Below are 17,545 nucleotides of genomic sequence, written 5' to 3'. Positions count from 1 at the left end.
TTAATCTTTTTTCCTCGTTATATTATAAGCGTTAGAGGGCTCATAACTCAATGAAGGATGTCAAGAAAAGATGAAAAAAGCGGCCTTTTGAAAGGCCGCGGCGTCAAATGACGAATAAATCGACAAATTGATCCACCTCTGTGCGCTCCAATGCCTCCTGATCCAGGCAAAGCGCGGCGATCTGGCCGGCTTGCTTCGCCGGGAAACGCGTCCTCAAATTCTCTTCGAATTTACTTACCAGCAAAGGAATGCCTTCCTCTCTCCTTCTCCGGTGGCCGATCGGGTACTCCACCTCCACTTTACCGGTTGAAGAGCCGTCCGCGAAAAATACTTGTATAGCATTGGCAATCGAACGTTTGCCTGCATCCAGATACTCTTTGGAATACCTCGGATCCTCTATCGTACGCATTTTGTCCCGCAGCTTATCGATCCGGGGGTCGGAAGCCGCCGCATCTTCATAATGATCCGCCGTTAGTTCGCCATGAAGCATTCCGACCGCAACCATGTATTGCAGGCAATGATCGCGGTCCGCCGGATTATGAAGCGGTCCCCGTTTGTCGATAATGCGGATCGCCGACTCATGGGTAGTAAGCTCAATCGCGGCAATCTCGTCAATCCGGTCTTTCACATGCGGATGCAGCCGAATGGCCGCTTCAACGGCCGTCTGTCCGTGGAATTCCGCCGGAAACGAGATTTTGAACAAGATATGCTCCATGACGTACGAATCAAGCGGCCTCGCCTGAACGACAGGCTTCCCTTTAAACAGGACATCCTGGAATCCCCAGCCCGGGGCGCTCAGCACGGATGGATAGCCCATCTCGCCGCGAAGCGCCATCATGGCAAGCCATACGGCGCGGCTTGTCGCGTCCCCCGCAGCCCATGATTTTCTTGAGCCCGTATTCGGCGCGTGGCGGTATGTCCGGAGAGCATGCCCGTCAAGCCAGGCATGCGAGACGGCATTGACGATTTCGTCCTTGCTGCCTCCAAGAAGCTGTGCCACTACGGCGGTCGAGGCGATTTTGACAAGCAGCACATGGTCGAGCCCTACCCGGTTAAAGCTGTTCTCCAGCGCAAGGATTCCCTGAATTTCATGCGCTTTGATCATCGCCGTCAGCACCTCGCGCATGGCGAGCGGGGCTTTGCCCTCGGCTCTATTCTTGCGGCTGATATAATCGGCGGCAGCCAGAATCCCGCCAAGATTATCGGAGGGATGGCCCCATTCGGCGGCCAGCCAGGTGTCGTTGTAGTCAAGCCAGCGGATCATGCAGCCAATCTGGAAAGCGGCCGTAACCGGGTCTGTCGCAGTTGAAGTGCCCGGTACACGCGCGCCGTTTGGCACAACGGTTCCCGGCACAAGCGGACTAAGAAGCTTGGCGCATTCCGGATAACGGAGTGCTAAGAGTCCGCAGCCAAGGGTATCCATCAGGCATAACCTAGCCGTGTTGTAAGCTTCCTCGCTGGCGAGCTCTTTATGAAGAACATAATCCGCAATATCGACCAGCAGCGGATCGGGATCCGGTCGATTCGCACTATAGGTTACGGACATTTAAGTTGTGCACCTCCCTGACGGTCAATCTTTCATTAGCGCTGATCGAGCGGCAGCCACTCTTGCGGTTCAGGCCCGATATAATCGGCGCTTGGACGGATTATCCGGTTCCCTGCCCGCTGCTCCATGACATGCGCCGACCAACCCGTGAGGCGGGACAACACAAAGACGGGAGTAAATAACGGAGTGGGAATTCCCAAGTGAAAATAAGCCGAAGCGCTGTAGAAATCCAGATTGGGAAACAGCCTTTTTTCTCGGCGCATGACCTGTTCGATTCTCTCGGAAATCTCGTACAGCTTCCTGTCTCCTGCCTGTTCGGACAAGGCAAGCGCCCATTCCTTAATCACATCGGAACGAGGGTCAGAGACCGAGTAAACGCGGTGGCCAAATCCCATGATCAGCTGCTTTTGCCGGAGAGCCTCCAGAATACCCGCCTCCGCGTCATCCGGATTGTCGTATCGTTCGATGAGTGCCATCGCCGCTTCGTTGGCGCCGCCGTGCAGCGGTCCGCGCAGCGTGCCCACTCCGGTCGTGATCGCCGAATAATAATCGGATAACGTGGAAGCCGTAACCCTTGCCGCAAACGTAGAGGCATTGAATTCATGCTCCGCATACAGCGTAAGGGAAACATCCAGCGCTTTGGCATGCTGCTCCTCCGGCTCTCTCTGATGCAGCAGCCCCAGAAAATGAGAAGACGTGTCGCCGCCGCTGCCTTCGGTATCAATCCGCTTGCCGCTATTGTGGTAGTGATACCAATACAGCAGAATCGATGACGTGCAGCCAATCAACCGGACTGCAATATCCAAGGCGGAACGCCCTTCCTCCTCCGGCTCGAACGAAGCAAGCGCGGAATAGCCGGTCCGGAGCACATCCATCGGATGGGTGCTGCCCGGCAGCAGCTCGAGTATGCCGGTTAAGGCCGGCGGCAGCACCCGGCTGGCCGCAAGCTGCTTGCGGAATTGGTCAAGCTGCACGGCATCCGGAAGCCATCCGTACAAGAGTAAATAGGCAGTCTCCTCAAAGGCTGCGAATCGGGCCAAATCGTAGATGGAATAACCACGGTACGATAATCCCTTCCCTTCCTTGCCGACCGTCGAGATTCGAGTCTGGCCGGCAATAACAGCCGCAAGGCCGCCTTGCTTTGGTTCCGGCATTTACCCCTCTCCCTTCTCCTCCTTCAGCTCCTTCTGCTCCATTCCAAACAACGCATCAAGTTTATATTCGTAATCATAATAGTGAAGAAAATCGTAAAGCTCCGCCCGCGTCTGCATCAGATCTACCACCTTCTGCTGCGAGCCCTCTTCACGGATCGTGCGGTACACGCGCAGCGCCGCCGCGTTCATGGCCCGAAACGCCGATAAAGGGTACAGGGCAAGGCTGACTCCCGCATCCCGGAGCTGCTCTATGGTGAACAGCGGCGTTTTCCCGAATTCCGTTATATTCGCCAGAATAGGTACCTGCACGGCATCGGCAAACCTCTTATATTCGTCCAGACTGCCAACCGCTTCGGGAAAAAGCATATCCGCCCCCGCTTCGACATACCGAGCGGCGCGTTCAACCGCGGCCTCAAGCCCTTCCGAAGCCAAGGCATCCGTTCTGGCCATAATGACAAAGCTGCTGTCGGTCTTTGCGTCTACCGCGGCTTTGATCCGGTCGACCATCTCATCGGTTCGCACCATTGCTTTATTCGGACGGTGCCCGCATCTTTTCTCCGCCACCTGATCCTCGATATGGACAGCCGCAACGCCGGCTCTCTGCATTTCCTTAATCGTTCTGGCGATCTGAAAGGCACCGCCAAAGCCCGTATCGATATCGACTAACAGCGGCAGCTCCGATACGTTCGTAATCCGGCGGATATCCTCCAGCACATCCTGAAGCGTGGTAATTCCAAGGTCAGGAAGTCCAAAGGAAGCATTGGCGACTCCCGCGCCGGATAAATAGAGCGCGCGGAAGCCAACCTGCTCCGCCATCATGGCGGCATACGCGTTAATCGCCCCCGCCACCTGAAGGGGCTGCTCCTCCTGGATCGCGTCCCGAAGCTTAAGTCCGGGGCTACTTCTCATAAAAGTCACCTTCATTTCATCATTCTTCCGCTGATTACAAGGCGATGGATTTCATTGGTACCTTCGTAGATTTGCGTTACTTTCGCGTCTCTGAACAGCCGTTCGGCGGGATGCTCCTTGGATACCCCCTCTTCGCCCAACAGCCGGACCGCAGCTCCGGACACCGCAACCGCGGTATCGGAAGCAAACATCTTGGCCATTGACGCTTCCTTCGTGCATGGCCTTCCCTCCTGCCGAAGCGAAGCGGCACGGTAGACAAGCAGCCTGGCGGCCGCCGTTCGTGCAAGAAGCTCCGCCAGCTCGGTGTCACGGGACGTATACGGAGCGCCCTTTGAAGAGCCAAAACGCTCACGCAGAAGTTCAATCGAGGCTTCGGCTATTCCTAGCGCTTGCGCGGCAATGCCGATCCGCCCGCCGTCAAGCGAGCCTTTTGCAATCGCGAAGCCTTCGCCTTCCCGTCCCAGCCGGTATTCCTCGGGGATACGCAGCTGTTCGAGATGAAGCTCGCAGGTATTCGAGCCGTGAAGACCCATTTTCCGCTCGGGCTTGCCGATATGAAGCCCCTTCGTGCCTCCGGGCACAATAAATGCGGTAATGCCGCCGGCACGCTTCGTCCCGTCCGTAACGGCGAACACGACATATACCCCAGCCGCTCCTGCGTTGGTAATAAACAGCTTAGAGCCGTTTAGCTCATAATAATCGCCTTTCAGCTCGGCTGCTGTCCGTATAGCGGCAGCATCCGAACCGGCATGCGGTTCCGTTAACGCAAAGGCACCGATCCATTCGCCGGAAGCCAGCTTTCCGACGAAATGCCGGCGCTGCTCCTCCGTTCCGTAATTCAGAATGGGAAGCGTGCATACGGAGGTGTGCACGGATAAAATAACGCCAACCGCCGCGTTAACCCTCGACACTTCGTTAATCGCGATAATATAGGAAATAAAATCCAATCCCGCCCCGCCCCACTGCTTGGGTATCGGGATTCCCATCCACTCCCGCTCCGCCATCTTTCGGATGATATCCGCAGGAAAGCGCTCCTCGGATTCCATCCGTGGTACGGCTGACGATATTTCCTCATTGGCGAACCGTCTTATAGCCTCCCTAATGGCTTGCTGCTCCTTCGTAAACCGGAGTTCCATGGACAATCGCTCCTTTCGGGTGCGATTCTACTCGTAGCTGTAAAAGCCCTTCCCGGTTTTCTTCCCTAACCAGCCGGCCGATACATAGTTGCGCAGCAGCGGGCACGGCCGGTATTTCGAATCGCCTAGCCCCTCATGCAGCGTCTCCATAATGTACAAGCAAGTATCCAGCCCGATGAAATCCGCGAGAGTAAGCGGGCCCATCGGATGATTCATGCCTAGCTTCATAATCTGGTCCACCGCTTCGGGCGAAGCCACGCCTTCATAGACGGCATACACCGCCTCGTTAATCATGGGCATGAGAATCCGGTTCGAGACAAAGCCCGGATAATCCTCAACGCGAACGGCCGTTTTCCCAAGCGATTCGGCAAGAGCAACCGTCGTTGCCAGCGTATCGGCCGAAGTAGCCAGACCCCGAATGACTTCCACAAGCGTCATAACCGGAACCGGATTCATAAAATGCATGCCAATCACCTGCGAGGGGCGCTTTGTCACTCCGGCGATAGCTGTTATCGACAGCGAAGAAGTGTTTGTCGCCAGAATGGCATGCGGCGGACAGATCCGGTCCAATTCCTTGAACAGCTTCCGCTTAAGCTCCAGCTGTTCGGGGATAGCCTCAATAACAAAGTCGGATACCCGGCAGGCTTCCAATGTAATAACAGGCGTCAGCTTCCGCATGGCGGCTTCCTGCTGCTCCTTCGTCAGCCTTCCCTTCTTGACAAATCGGTCAAGCGAGCTCCCAATCGCGTACATCCCGCTCTCAACCGCCGCTTCGGTAATATCGTAAAGCGCGGTCTCGTATCCGTACTGCGCCAAAGTCTGGGCAATGCCGCTTCCCATCTGCCCGGCTCCCAGCACGGTTACCTGGCGGATCTGCTGTACCTGGTCCATCCCCTTCACCTCGGTTCTCGTTCAACCATTCGTTCACGCGTCAACCTGAAGCAGAATCGCGTCGCCTTGCGCTCCGCCGCTGCAAATCGCGGCGATGCCTAGCCCGCCGCCCCGCCGCTTAAGCTCATGAATCAGCGTCAAAACAATGCGGGCGCCGCTTGCTCCAATCGGATGCCCAAGCGCGATCGCTCCGCCGTTGACGTTTACTTTTTCGGGATCCCAGCCTATCATCTGCCCGCTGATCAGCACAACCGAAGCGAAAGCTTCGTTCACTTCGAATAGATCAATCTTCTCCAGCGGAACACCCGTCTGCTTCAGAAGTTTACGGATCGCAAGCGCCGGGACGGTTGCCAGATACGCCGCTTCCGCGCCTGCCGAAGCATGCCCGAGTATGGTTGCAAGCGGCTTAGCGCCAAGACGGACGGCTTCCTCCGAAGACATGACCGTCACCGCGGCGGCGCCGTCATTCACTCCTGGAGCATTGCCGGCCGTAATCGTCCCGGTCCGATCGAAGGCGGGCTTTAATTTGGCCAGCTTTGCCGCATCCGTATCCGGACGCGGACACTCGTCGACGCTATGCTGCGTACCGTCATCCAAGATAACGGGAACGATTTCCTCGGCAAAGCGCCCGCTCTGCTGTGCAGCTACCGCGCGGATGTGACTGCGGAGCGCCCAATCGTCCTGCTCTATACGCCCGATATTGAACTCGTCTGCCACCCGGTTGCCCAGCGAGCCCATCGGCACCTGGTGGAACGCGCAAAACAAGCCGTCATGATTCATCAGATCCACAAGCGCCGCATTGCCCATTCTAGCGCCCCATCTCGCCGTCGGAACGGCGTAAGGAGTGCGGCTCATGCTCTCCATTCCGCCTGCCACAACGATCTCGGCATCGCCGGAGCGGACCATCTGATCGGCCATCGTGATAGCCCTCATGCCTGATGCGCAAACCTTGTTTATCGTCTCCGACGGCACTTCCCAGCTTAGACCCGCCAGCCTCGCGGCTTGCCTGGACGGAATCTGGCCGGCTCCCGCCTGAAGCACCATGCCCATAATGACGCCATCCACCTGACCGGGCGAAATGCCTGATCTTTGCATGGCTCCCGTAATCGCGGCAGCTCCCAGTTGAACGGCCGGTACGGTTTTGAACTGGCCTCCATATTTGCCAAACGCTGTTCTTGCTCCGGCTACGATGACCGACTGACGATTAGACATCCGTCAGCTCCCCCTATTCCGCCTCCAGGCTTAAAATAGCCGAATACGAATGCTCCGAAGCTGCTTCCAGACTTTTGGCATCCCGCAAATAACGTTCAACGGGGTATTCGCGCATATAGCCGTATCCGCCAAAAATCTGTACGGCCTCAATAGCCGTCGCTACGGCGTGTTTGATCGCGTAAAGCTTTGCCATAGCGGCTTTCGCGCTGCTTGACAATCCTCTGTCCGTGGACCAGGCCGCATCATAGACAAGCCACCTTGACGCCTCTACATTCGCCGCCATATCCGCCAGCTTAAACGCTATGCCTTGCTGGCGTCCGATCGGTTTGCCGAATTGCGTCCGTTCCTTCGCGTAGGCTAACGCGGCATCCAATGCTCCCTGGGCAATTCCCGTAGCTTGGGCAGCCGCACCAATATCCCGAATAACGTTAATGTCATTAAATATAACTTCCGCCCCTCGTTCCGAGCTTTCTTTAATCCCATTAAATAAATAAAAATTTACCGATTGAAACCGCAGTTCCGCTCTTGGCATCGCCCGCAAACCAAGCTTGCTTTCCGAAGGCGCGCAGGTGAGACCGGGACTGTCACCCGAGATCATGCCGAGCGAGAATCCTCCGGCCCGATGCTTAATTAACCCTACGTAATGATCCGCTACGCCAGCCAGTTCGACGGACGGAAGAGATCCGTCAAGATTATAGATGTCTTGGCCCATCCTTTTTCCTCTTAAAGTCGGATGCGAATAAGCAATGGTTCCAAGCTTTTTCCCTGTAGTTAACGGCATTAAATTTATCTCGCGCAAGCTATCGCTTCCATGCTTGGCGAGCACCCATGCCGCTGTCGTATGCACCCCCAGCATAACCGAGGTTGAAGCACATACGCGGGCAAGCTCCTCCAGGACAATCGAGTAGACGAGTAGATCGCTGCCCGCTCCGCCCCACTTCTCGGCAATCGGAATCCCCGTTAAGCCCATCGTCGCCATATTGTCGAACAAGCTGCGGTCAAATCGCTCAAGCTCATCTCTGTCAACCGCCCCCGGAGCAAGCTCGCTTTCCGCAAAATCCCTTACAGCCGCACGCGTCAGCTCGTATTCCTCGTCCAGCTGAAACCGCATCTCCCCCTCCCCCTTTCCGCAAAAGGACAACCTATTCGACGGATTCCGAGCCAATATCAATATATGAAGGAGCCTAACGCTAACATGCCGTAAGCCATAAAAAACCGCAGCCTGTGTGGCTGCGGCAGACAAAGTATGATTGTTCGACGGTTACGGCTGCTTCACGCCCGTATAAATATGAATGGCATCCCTCAAAAAAGCGGCCGCTCCGGGCTGGTCGGCATCGTAGTAGGCGGTGAACCGTTCGTCATCCACATACATTTGGGATAATCCGGCATGTGCCTCCTTCGAATACTCCTTCCAATAAAACATCAGCCAACGTTTGTGCAGCTCTGCCGTTTTCTGAGCCAGCTCGCCCGCGGGATCACCGGTTTTGATAGCTTCCGCCAAGGCTGCTTTGATCTCTTCCCCAAGCTTCGTTACTTCGTCATACTGCTCCTGCGTCATATGGCTCAGCTTCGCGTTGGACGCATTAACGGCATCGTCGCCGTATTTTCCCCGGATTTCCTTGCCGTATTTTTTCTCGTTCTCGTCAATCAGCTTTTGTTTGAAGCCTTCGAATTTTTGTTTGTCGGACATGTTCATTCTCCCTTCCGCATGCTCGATGGATTGCTCGACATTCCGGATAAGGACATCCAGCTGCCGCCTTCTGTCGAGAAGCTGCTCGCGGTGCTCCTTCAGCGCGGCCCTCTTATCAAAGGCGGGATCTTGAATGATTTGCCTGATTTGCTCAAGCCCCAAGCCAAGCTCGCGGTAAAATAAAATCTGCTGCAGCAGATCCACCTCCGCCTGCCCGTAAATCCGGTATCCGGATGAACGGACTCTTGCCGGCTTTAACAGTCCAAGTTCATCGTAATACCGCAAGGTTCTCGTGCTTACGCCCGCGAGCTGTCCCAGCTTCTGTACGGTATATTCCATATCTGCTCACCTCCCGACAACCTTACTCTACACCTTGACGCAACGTCAAAGTCAACGGCAGATTTCCATTTTTCTTAGCTTTTTATTTCCTTCATTATACAATGCATGAATTAACCAAAGCCCGCTCAATCTAGAAGGGTTGGAGGTGAAAAACATGACAGGACGCAACAACAAGCCCGACAATGACGGACCGGCTGCAAGCCCTTCGCGCCTTGACCAATTCGGCGATAAGCTTGCCGACAATTCCGGATCGGTTCCGAAGAAGAACAGCAACAACAATACTTGCAAATAACTCAAAAAAAGGACTGCCGGCAAAGGCAGTCCTTCCTGCTTATGACTTAGCCGCAGCCGACTCTTCGGCCGCTTCCGCCATATACAGCTCCTTCATAATCGATTCGATCGGCATGGCGTCAATCGCCATGTCCACAATGCCATAAACCTCGTTAAACTCCCGGATAAAACGTTTCAAAGGCAATACGCTCGTATCAATCTCCAGCGCAAGCTCTAGAGGCCCTTTCCGCTCCGTAACCGTAATACCCTGGATACGGATATCCGGAACAACGGTTTCCGTCGTCAGACGAACCGACTTCTTGTCGCCCAGCCTGCTTCTTAACATGGCAAGCGAATCATCCACCACAATCTCGCCGTGATTGATGACGATCACCCGCTCCGCAAGCAGCTCGACATCCTCCAGGTCATGCGTCGTTAATATAAAGGTGACTCCCTGTCCGTTCATGCTTCGGATGAAATGGCGGATATTCTCCTTCGCAATCATATCCAGCCCAATCGTGGGCTCATCGAGAAACACGATTTCCGGACGGTGCAGCATCGCCATGATAAACTCGCATTTCATCCGTTCCCCTAACGATAGCTGACGGGTAGGCTTTCGGATAATATCGCCAACGCCAAGCAGCTCGATGAGGTCATTTAACGTTGATTGATACTGCCGCTCCGGTACGCCGTATATCGCCTTGTTCATATAAAAGGCATCGACGGGAGGAATATCCCAGAGCAACTGCGACTTCTGCCCAAAGACGGCGCCAATGCGGCCGACATACTGTCTTCTCTGCTTCCAAGGAACAAGCCCCAGCGCTTTAACTTCGCCCGCTGTGGGGTGAAGGACACCCGTCAGAATCTTAAGCGTTGTTGACTTCCCTGCGCCGTTAGGGCCAAGAAACGCCAGCATCTCTCCTTGCGGTACGGTGAAAGACAAATCGTGAACGGCTTTGATTTCCTTCATCGGCCGTTTGATCAAATTACGCGTCACTTCGCGGAGCGTATGGCCGCGTTCATGAGTCATATACGTTTTCGTCAGATTTCTCACTTCGATCATGCTAACCCTTCTCCCCTTCGTCTTTCGCCTCTAGCCGCCGGCACTTGTATAACCTCTCAGCATCCGGTTCCAATACAACATCCCGAGCAGCAGGAAATCGGCAGCCGGCAGCAGCGCCCATAATCCTCCCCAGCCGGTCCGGCCAAGCAGCGCTTCTGCGGGAACAAAAGCAATCAGACCTACGGGAAGAACATACGTTAATACGTTTTGTAGCGATTTCGAGAAGATGGTTCCCGGATACATGCCAAAGCTTGTAAACGCGTCAAAAATATCAAAGACCCGGCTGCTTCCGACCCAGCGGAACAGCATGCCGGACAAGAACAGGGATACCGCGCCTAACATCGTGACTGACGCCAGGAACAGCAGTCCGAATTGCAGCCACGCCCAGCCGCCGGGCATCGCCATCCCGTTTAAGGCGTAAAGGAACAGAACCGTGCCGCTGAACAATCTGCCGAAATCATCCGGGTCGAAGCCCGTGATCATCGCCATCAGCATAACGGGTCTAGGCCGGAGAAGCAGCAAGTCAAACGTTCCTTCGCGGACATGGCCTAGCGTTGTTCCCACCATGCCGAAGAAGAACGGGAAGGCGATTCCCTTCGACAGGGCAAACACGGCTTGAATGAGCAGTGCCTCATGCATCGTCCATCCGGGAAACGAGGCGCCGGATTTGTACACGAGCAAAGTAACGAGCGGAACAACCAGATCCCCGATAACGAGCATGACAACGCTAATAAAGAAATGGCTGCGATACGCCATCTGCTCCGCAAACTTGGTTCGCAGAGCCGCACCGAATAAGGTCTCTCTCATACGCCCACCCCCGTAAATCTTCGCATGGCGGCGTTGTACAGAACGGTCATCGTTAACGCAGTTACCGCAACGGCAACGGCTTGCAGGCCTACCGCCTGTGTCAGCGACAGATGAATGCCGGCAAGTTCATATTCCCCTCCGTACACTCTAGTCGGCAAATAGGTAATGAACTGAAAAGGAAGGAAAAACAATACTTTCTGCATCGCATCCGGGAAGAAGGACAGCGGAATAAATACCCCTGCGCAAATATCCTTCAGGAGCAGGAACACCCGCCGGATTCCTTCTGCTCGTATCAGCCAGAAGGCGGTTAATCCAACGCAATAATTAACCATAAAGTTCATCAGGAAGCTGAAGATAATGGACAAGACAGCCCAGCCCGGAGCCGCGGGCTGCAGATTTACGCCAAAGACAAAGATAAACAGAAGAAGAACAGGCAGCACTTCAACCCAAAGCGCTAGCGAGCGGTGTCCGATCTTCTGAGCCAGCGCGAACAGCCAATGCGGCAGCGGCCTTAGGGCAAAAGTGACAAACTTCCCGCTGCGCACCAGCATCTGCAGGTTCCAGTCCGCGAAATCAAACGAGATGTAATGGATAAGGCTGGCGACGCCATAATAAGTAAGCATCTGTTGGTAAGTCAGCCCGTTTAACGTCTCATGCCCTTGGTAAACGGCCTTCCAGATAAAAACCTGAACCAGGAACATGACAGGCCCAACTAGCAGCGAAGCCGCCATATGCGACCGGAACGCCGCCCACTCCTTGTAGGTAGCGAACCCGATCGCGGAAATGACGGCGGTCAGCCGCTTCACAGCCATCCGGAGCCGATAATATTTTGCGTACCGTTAATCGACTCCGGACACCAGTCCAGATTGGAAGGCACAAAAAATACGACGACCGAGTGATGCTGAGGATCGACAAGAAATTTACAGCGTCCCGCCCCTTCATGGCCGTATGAGCCAACGGGCAGCCAGTCGTCATGCCCGGTAAGGTTCGCGCCAAGTCCGTACGTAAAGCTCTTGACCCGCCCTCCCCAGCAAAAGCCTTCAATCCCGCTGTTCAGCACATTCGTGCTCATCTTCTCTACCGACTTGCGGGATAAGATTTTGACACCGTCAAGCGTGCCTTTGTTAAGCAGCATCTGACCAAAGCGGTACAAGTCATCCAGCGTAGAGTTCATGCCGCCCCCGGCTCTTTGCGGACTATATTTGCGGTCATGCTTCTTCGTATCCCGATTCTTCTCATGCTCGTTAATCCAGCACACCTCGTCATGCAGTTCCTCCGGAATATCGAAGAACGTACGGTTCATGCCAAGCGGCTTTACAATCCTCTCCATCACGTACTGCTCAAACGGAATTCCGCTTGCGCGGGATACAATCTCGCCCAGGACATTAAACCCGGCTGACGAATAGCTCCATTCTACGCCAGGCGCCGATAAAGGCTGACCGGATAAGAGAGAGCGAATCCACTGGCTGCGACGCTGCTTTTCCAGCTCCTCCGGATCGGTGACGGCATCCGGCCCTTCCGTCTCCGGCTCGAAGGCGAACAGCATATCCCACCAGCCTCTTGGATAAGGCTCCTGGAAGTAGCCGGGATCCGCCTGAAGGCCCGAAGTATGGGTCAGCAGGTGCCAGATTTGAATTTTTTCGTACGTGGCGTTTTTGAATTCCCCGATCCATTCCGAGACCGACTGCCGGAGAAACAGCTTGCCCTGCTCGACCAGCTGAAAAATCGCCGTCGCGGTGAACAGCTTGGTTACCGACGCGATTTTGCGGATCGTATCGTCCTGGCAGACCGAATCGGGATCCGTGTACTTGAGCTGTCCAAAGGCGGCTTTTGCAAAAACCTTGCCATTTGCGGAAAGAAGATAAGACGCGCTTTGAATTTGTTTCTGTTCGATAAGCGACTTGAAATGCTCCTCCAGCCGAAGCCGCGCATCCGGATCGAATCCGGTCTCCTGCGGTTGTATTGCCGTATTTACACCCGATGTTGACATGGGCATCCCTCCGTTAAAAGACTGATTATTATTCCAATCCCGACCAGACGATAGCCCGCGGGGTAACCACCGATTCATTCGTGAAGCCTTTATGGCTTGGAACCAGGAACGCGAATACTAATTCCTCGACGGGATCCACATACAAGCCGCAATGGCCGTAGCCTTCATGCGAGAAGGTTCCTTTGCTCGCCAGATCAAAATGATCCACCGACCAGCCTAGCCCGTATTTGAAATCCGCGTGAAGATTGCCCCAGCCCCTGCTCGTTACACCATGCAGTTGATTGGCCGTTTGCAGCTCAACGGAACGTTTGGACAACACGCGGCTGCCGTTGCCGATTCCGCCGTCCAGCATCATCTGTCCGAATTTCCACAAGTCCTCAAGCGTCGAATAAAGACCGTTGCCTGCCACGTTTGGCATGTCCGCCGTCCGCTCTCGCGGCTCGTAGATTTCTCTTTTCTCCCAATCATTCGTGCAGCAGACTGCGTCCCGTTGCTCCTCGGGCACCTTGAAGAAGGTATTCGTTAAGCCGAGAGGAACCAAAATCTCATCGTGTATGTACTGTTCGTAGGTCTTGCCGGATACCTTGGCAATAATCTCGCCCAGTATGGCATATCCGCTTGAGCAATAGATCCATTCCTTTCCCGGCATGCGCTGCATGGGTCCAGAGATGACAACCTGCAGCCAATTGATATGCGGATAAGCTTTCTTCGCTTCGTGCGCCATCCATTCGTACCACGGAAGTCCGTAAGGCTCCAGGTAAAAACCGGGATCTCCCTGAAGACCGGAGGTATGGGTGAGCAGCTGGAAAATCGTAATGTCGCGGTGCTTATCGTTGTCGAATTCGGGCAGGATCCGGCTGACGGATTCCGTCAGAAAGATTTTCCCGCGATCTATCAGCTGATGGATAGCAACTGCCGTAAATACTTTGGTGATCGAATAGATTTTCCGAATGGAATCGGGAAGAAGATCCGCGCTGCCGTCTTCATGGCGCAAACTCCCTAGCGAGCGCTGTGCGAATACCTTTCCTTTTCTTGCGATGATGTAGCTTGCGGCTTGAATCGTACCGTTTCCGATAATGGAAGCATAATGATCGTCGAGACGCCGGAGATGCTCTCTATCGAATCCGACTTCCTCCGGACTGGCATTGGTCCAGCCCTCATGAATGTGAATCATGTCCTGCATTTAAGTTGACCCCTCCCTGAATTGGAGAATCATGGAAATGGAAATACATCCCTATTCTAAGGGCACGAATGTTCGCATGTCTATGCCTTTTTCGAGTAAAAACAAAATATATTTTGCGATTTGTTTAAACCTTTGCACTTTTTCCGTAATAAAAAAAGCAGGACATAAGCACATACGCGCTTTGTCCTGCCTTTGCGTTTCTCTACAAGCTCTGTTCGCTTACCCCGGTATCCGGATCGAAGGTCAGCATTTTTGTTCCGATTTTATCGATAAAGAATCGATCATGACTGACGGTGATAACCGCTCCCGGGAAATGAATCAGCGCCTGCTCCATCACTTGAATACTCGTTAAATCAAGATGATTCGTCGGTTCGTCCAAAATAATAACGGCGGCACCGGATAGCAGGCATTTGGCAAGCGCAACCCGGGCTTTCTGCCCGCCCGACAGATTACCGATAAATTTGCTTAAATCCGCTTCCGAGAATTGCAGCATGGAGAGGAACTTATTGACCTTTTTCCGCGGCGCATCCAGGCCAAGCCCATACGTATTCACCGCGTGGCTGACCGTGTCCTTCGGATCAAGCTCCTCCCACATCCGGTTGAAATAAGCGTAGCTTACCCCTCTCTCCCAGACGACTTCGCCGGACTCCTGCTTCTCCTGCCCCGTCAACACTTTGATGAGAGTGGATTTTCCGCTCCCGTTAGGGCCAACGATCACAAGACGGTCTTCCTTTTGAATGTCAAAGCTGATATTCTCGAAAATCTGTCTGCCGTCATACGTTTGGCTGATTTGCTTCACTTCGCATAATTTGTCCGGAAAACGCAGCTTCTCGTAAATATCGGTGATCAGCACATTAACGGGATGAGGCTCAATCCGTTTCTTGTTATCCGCTAGTTTACGGGAAAGACGGTCTTTCGACGTCTTTTTGCTGCTTCGGCTGTCTATGGCTTCAGCTTCCATCAGGAGAAGCTCTTCTTCCCACTCGAACTGGCGGTCCAGCTCCTTCTTGCGCATCTTCTTCTTGCGGACGTAATCGGTATAATTGCCGTCGTATTCCTGAAAATGATAGTTCTCGATCTCGATCGTTCTCGTAACGACTTTATTGATGAATTCCCTGTCATGGGACACCAGAATCATGGCCCCCTTGAACCGGAACAGCCACTGCTCCAGCCAAGCAATCCCTTCCATATCCAAATAGTTCGTAGGCTCGTCGAGCAGGACAACATCCGGCGTTTGGATGAGCATCTTGGCTAGTGCCGCGCGGTTTCTCCAGCCTCCGGACAACTCGCCGACCGGCTGATGACGCGAATGATCGTTGAATCCCAGCTTCGTAAGCACGGTGTTAATCTCGACGGACACATTCCAGCCGTCCAGATGCTCCATCTGCTCGAACAATTCCGCTTGTCTAGACAGCAGCTTGTCCATCTCGCCGTCATCCGTCACCGATCCCAGCTTCTCCGCAACCTCCTGAAGCTCTCGTTCGATGAGGGCAACTTGCTCAAAGCACATCTCCAGCTCCTGCTGCACGGATAAGCTGCCGCTAAGTTCCGAGAACTGCGAGAAGTAGCCGATCTTCGCTTGCGGATCGATCTCGACCTTCCCGGACGTAGGCTCTTCCTTGCCCATAATGAGCCTGAATACCGTAGACTTGCCCGCGCCATTACGGCCAATCAGTCCAACGCGTTCCCCTTGACTCAGGCGAAAATAAATATCGCGAAAGATCATAGCGTCTTCATATTTTTTCGTTACGTTCTCAAGTCTAATTACGCTCATCGCTATCATCCTTTCATTCTTCTAACGATTATAACACTATCAATCGCGATTCCGGGTATAATGAACAAGTATAAGCTAATATGTACGGCCTAGTATGGCGAATATCATGCAGAAGAGGTTTAAGATGACGGTATTTAAAGGATTAAGCAAGGAAATTACGACAGCTCTGAGCAGCTTGGGCTTTGACACCCCTACGGAGGTGCAAGCGAAAGTGATCCCCATTGCGCTCGAGAAAAGGGATCTGGTCGTCAAATCGCAAACCGGCAGCGGAAAAACAGCGGCTTACGGCATCCCCCTCTGCGAGCTTGTGGAATGGAACGAGAATAAGCCGCAAGCTTTAATCTTGACGCCAACCCGCGAGCTTGCGGTTCAAGTCACGGAGGACATTACCAATATCGGCCGGTTTAAACGAATCAAAGCAACGGCCCTTTACGGGAAATCTCCTTTTCATATTCAAAAGGCCGAGCTGAAGCAAAGGACGCATATGGTAGTCGGAACGCCGGGACGCGTGCTTGACCATATTGACCGAGGTACGCTTGCGCTCGACAAACTCGCTTATCTGGTCATTGACGAAGCCGACGAAATGCTGAATATGGGATTTATCGAACAAGTCCAATCGATTATTCAAGCCTTGCCCGGCGATCGGGTAACGATGCTGTTTTCCGCCACCTTCCCCGAGGATGTCGCCAAGTTGTCTCGACGATATATGGACAATCCCGCGCAAATTGAGATTCAGGCAAGCGGACTAACAACCGCAACCATTGAACATTCCCTTATTGAAGTGAAGGAAGCGGATAAGCTGGCCTTGCTGCAGGACGTTCTAGTTGCGGAGAACCCGGACAGCTGTATTATTTTCTGCCGGACCCAGGAGAATGTCGACAAGCTGTTCCGGTCGATGGCCGAGCTCGACTATCCATGCGATCGCATCCACGGCGGTCTGGAGCAGGAAGAACGCTTCGAAGTGATGAATGCGTTCAGAAGAGGCCAATTCCGCTATCTGATTGCGACGGATGTTGCGGCAAGGGGGATCGACATTACGAACATCACCCATGTCATTAACTACGATATCCCGTTAGAGAAAGAAAGCTACGTGCACCGTACGGGACGTACCGGACGCGCCGGCAAAAACGGAAAAGCGATTACCTTCCTCGCCCCTAACGACGGCAGACGGCTGGCGGAGATCGAAGATTACATCGGCTTCGCGATTCCGAGAGTGCCGGCTCCTTCTGAAGAAGAGGTTAACCGCCGCCTCGAAGATTTCCAGCGCAAAATAAACGTTGGAGTTGAGCTGAAAAAGGACCGCCGCGAGCAATTAAACAAGCAAATCATGAAGCTTAACTTCAATGGCGGGAAGAAAAAGAAATTCAGGGCGGTAGACTTCGTCGGGACCATTGCGAAGCTTGACGGGGTAACGGCTGACGATATCGGGATCATAACGATTCTCGACCATGTGACCGATGTCGAGATTCTTAACGGCAAAGGTTCGCTTGTTCTTGAGCTGATGAAGAATACGACGATAAAAGGCAAGCAATTAAAGGTACGCCGAGGAAACAAATAAATTTTTCTGATAAAACGAAAAGC

General features: G+C 53.8%; 16 protein-coding genes. 2 read left to right on the top strand and 14 right to left on the bottom strand.

What is annotated here, in order from left to right; all coding sequences use genetic code 11:
* Positions 1–103 precede the first annotated feature (103 nt).
* From ACR9FF_RS13835 to ACR9FF_RS13800, 8 genes are all read right to left on the bottom strand, one after another.
* Entirely contained in the window at positions 104–1,546 is a 1,443-nt protein-coding gene (locus ACR9FF_RS13835; RefSeq protein ID WP_435171761.1) for a bifunctional 2-methylcitrate dehydratase/aconitate hydratase, read from the bottom strand.
* Between the two features lie 35 nt (positions 1,547–1,581).
* Positions 1,582–2,700, bottom strand: a complete 1,119-nt coding sequence (locus tag ACR9FF_RS13830) for a citrate synthase/methylcitrate synthase (protein WP_435171759.1) — start codon at positions 2,698–2,700, stop codon at positions 1,582–1,584.
* Positions 2,701–3,609 carry a methylisocitrate lyase gene (prpB, locus tag ACR9FF_RS13825; RefSeq protein ID WP_435171757.1) on the bottom strand — a complete coding sequence of 303 codons (909 nt, stop codon included), beginning with the start codon at positions 3,607–3,609 and terminating at the stop codon, positions 2,701–2,703. It abuts the gene before it with no gap.
* An 11-nt stretch (positions 3,610–3,620) separates the two neighbouring features.
* Positions 3,621–4,745 carry an acyl-CoA dehydrogenase family protein gene (locus ACR9FF_RS13820; protein ID WP_435171755.1) on the bottom strand — a complete coding sequence of 375 codons (1,125 nt, stop codon included), beginning with the start codon at positions 4,743–4,745 and terminating at the stop codon, positions 3,621–3,623.
* Between the two features lie 27 nt (positions 4,746–4,772).
* Complete coding sequence (locus tag ACR9FF_RS13815; protein ID WP_435171753.1) at positions 4,773–5,636, bottom strand: 3-hydroxyacyl-CoA dehydrogenase family protein; 864 nt, start codon at positions 5,634–5,636, stop codon at positions 4,773–4,775.
* A gap of 33 nt (positions 5,637–5,669) precedes the next feature.
* Complete coding sequence (locus tag ACR9FF_RS13810; RefSeq protein ID WP_435171748.1) at positions 5,670–6,848, bottom strand: acetyl-CoA C-acetyltransferase; 1,179 nt, start codon at positions 6,846–6,848, stop codon at positions 5,670–5,672.
* 13 nt (positions 6,849–6,861) lie between these two features.
* Positions 6,862–7,959 (bottom strand): acyl-CoA dehydrogenase family protein, encoded by a 1,098-nt coding sequence (locus tag ACR9FF_RS13805; RefSeq protein WP_435171746.1) that lies wholly within the window; start codon positions 7,957–7,959, stop codon positions 6,862–6,864.
* 150 nt (positions 7,960–8,109) lie between these two features.
* Complete coding sequence (locus ACR9FF_RS13800) at positions 8,110–8,877, bottom strand: MerR family transcriptional regulator (RefSeq protein ID WP_127496696.1); 768 nt, start codon at positions 8,875–8,877, stop codon at positions 8,110–8,112.
* 154 nt (positions 8,878–9,031) lie between these two features.
* On the opposite strand from ACR9FF_RS13800, the gene ACR9FF_RS13795 reads away from it, so the two are divergent.
* A complete protein-coding gene (locus tag ACR9FF_RS13795) occupies positions 9,032–9,169 on the top strand; it encodes a hypothetical protein (protein ID WP_164775555.1) in 138 nt (45 codons plus the stop codon).
* Positions 9,170–9,208: 39 nt separating this feature from the next.
* On the opposite strand, the gene ACR9FF_RS13790 is transcribed toward ACR9FF_RS13795, so the two are convergent.
* From ACR9FF_RS13790 to ACR9FF_RS13765, 6 genes are all read right to left on the bottom strand, one after another.
* Positions 9,209–10,210, bottom strand: a complete 1,002-nt coding sequence (locus ACR9FF_RS13790; protein WP_435171743.1) for an ABC transporter ATP-binding protein — start codon at positions 10,208–10,210, stop codon at positions 9,209–9,211.
* A 30-nt stretch (positions 10,211–10,240) separates the two neighbouring features.
* Positions 10,241–11,017, bottom strand: a complete 777-nt coding sequence (locus ACR9FF_RS13785) for an ABC transporter permease (protein WP_435171741.1) — start codon at positions 11,015–11,017, stop codon at positions 10,241–10,243.
* Positions 11,014–11,829 carry an ABC transporter permease gene (locus ACR9FF_RS13780; RefSeq protein ID WP_435171739.1) on the bottom strand — a complete coding sequence of 272 codons (816 nt, stop codon included), beginning with the start codon at positions 11,827–11,829 and terminating at the stop codon, positions 11,014–11,016. The genes ACR9FF_RS13785 and ACR9FF_RS13780 overlap by 4 nt, the downstream gene beginning before the upstream one ends.
* A complete protein-coding gene (locus tag ACR9FF_RS13775; RefSeq protein ID WP_435171737.1) occupies positions 11,820–13,007 on the bottom strand; it encodes a serine hydrolase domain-containing protein in 1,188 nt (395 codons plus the stop codon). Before ACR9FF_RS13775 ends, ACR9FF_RS13780 begins: the two co-directional genes overlap by 10 nt.
* Positions 13,008–13,035: 28 nt before the next feature.
* On the bottom strand, positions 13,036–14,190 hold the full coding sequence (locus tag ACR9FF_RS13770) for a serine hydrolase domain-containing protein (protein ID WP_435171735.1): 1,155 nt from the start codon (positions 14,188–14,190) through the stop codon (positions 13,036–13,038).
* Positions 14,191–14,392: 202 nt separating this feature from the next.
* On the bottom strand, positions 14,393–15,964 hold the full coding sequence (locus ACR9FF_RS13765) for an ABC-F family ATP-binding cassette domain-containing protein (RefSeq protein WP_435171733.1): 1,572 nt from the start codon (positions 15,962–15,964) through the stop codon (positions 14,393–14,395).
* A gap of 124 nt (positions 15,965–16,088) precedes the next feature.
* On the opposite strand from ACR9FF_RS13765, the gene ACR9FF_RS13760 reads away from it, so the two are divergent.
* On the top strand, positions 16,089–17,522 hold the full coding sequence (locus ACR9FF_RS13760) for a DEAD/DEAH box helicase (protein ID WP_127496689.1): 1,434 nt from the start codon (positions 16,089–16,091) through the stop codon (positions 17,520–17,522).
* Positions 17,523–17,545: the final 23 nt, after the last annotated feature.

The organism is Paenibacillus glycanilyticus (genome assembly GCF_051200795.1).
GTDB lineage: Bacteria > Bacillota > Bacilli > Paenibacillales > Paenibacillaceae > Pristimantibacillus > Pristimantibacillus glycanilyticus.
The sequence above is the reverse complement of the archived record's forward strand: the minus strand, read 5'-3'. Positions and strand labels throughout refer to the sequence as shown.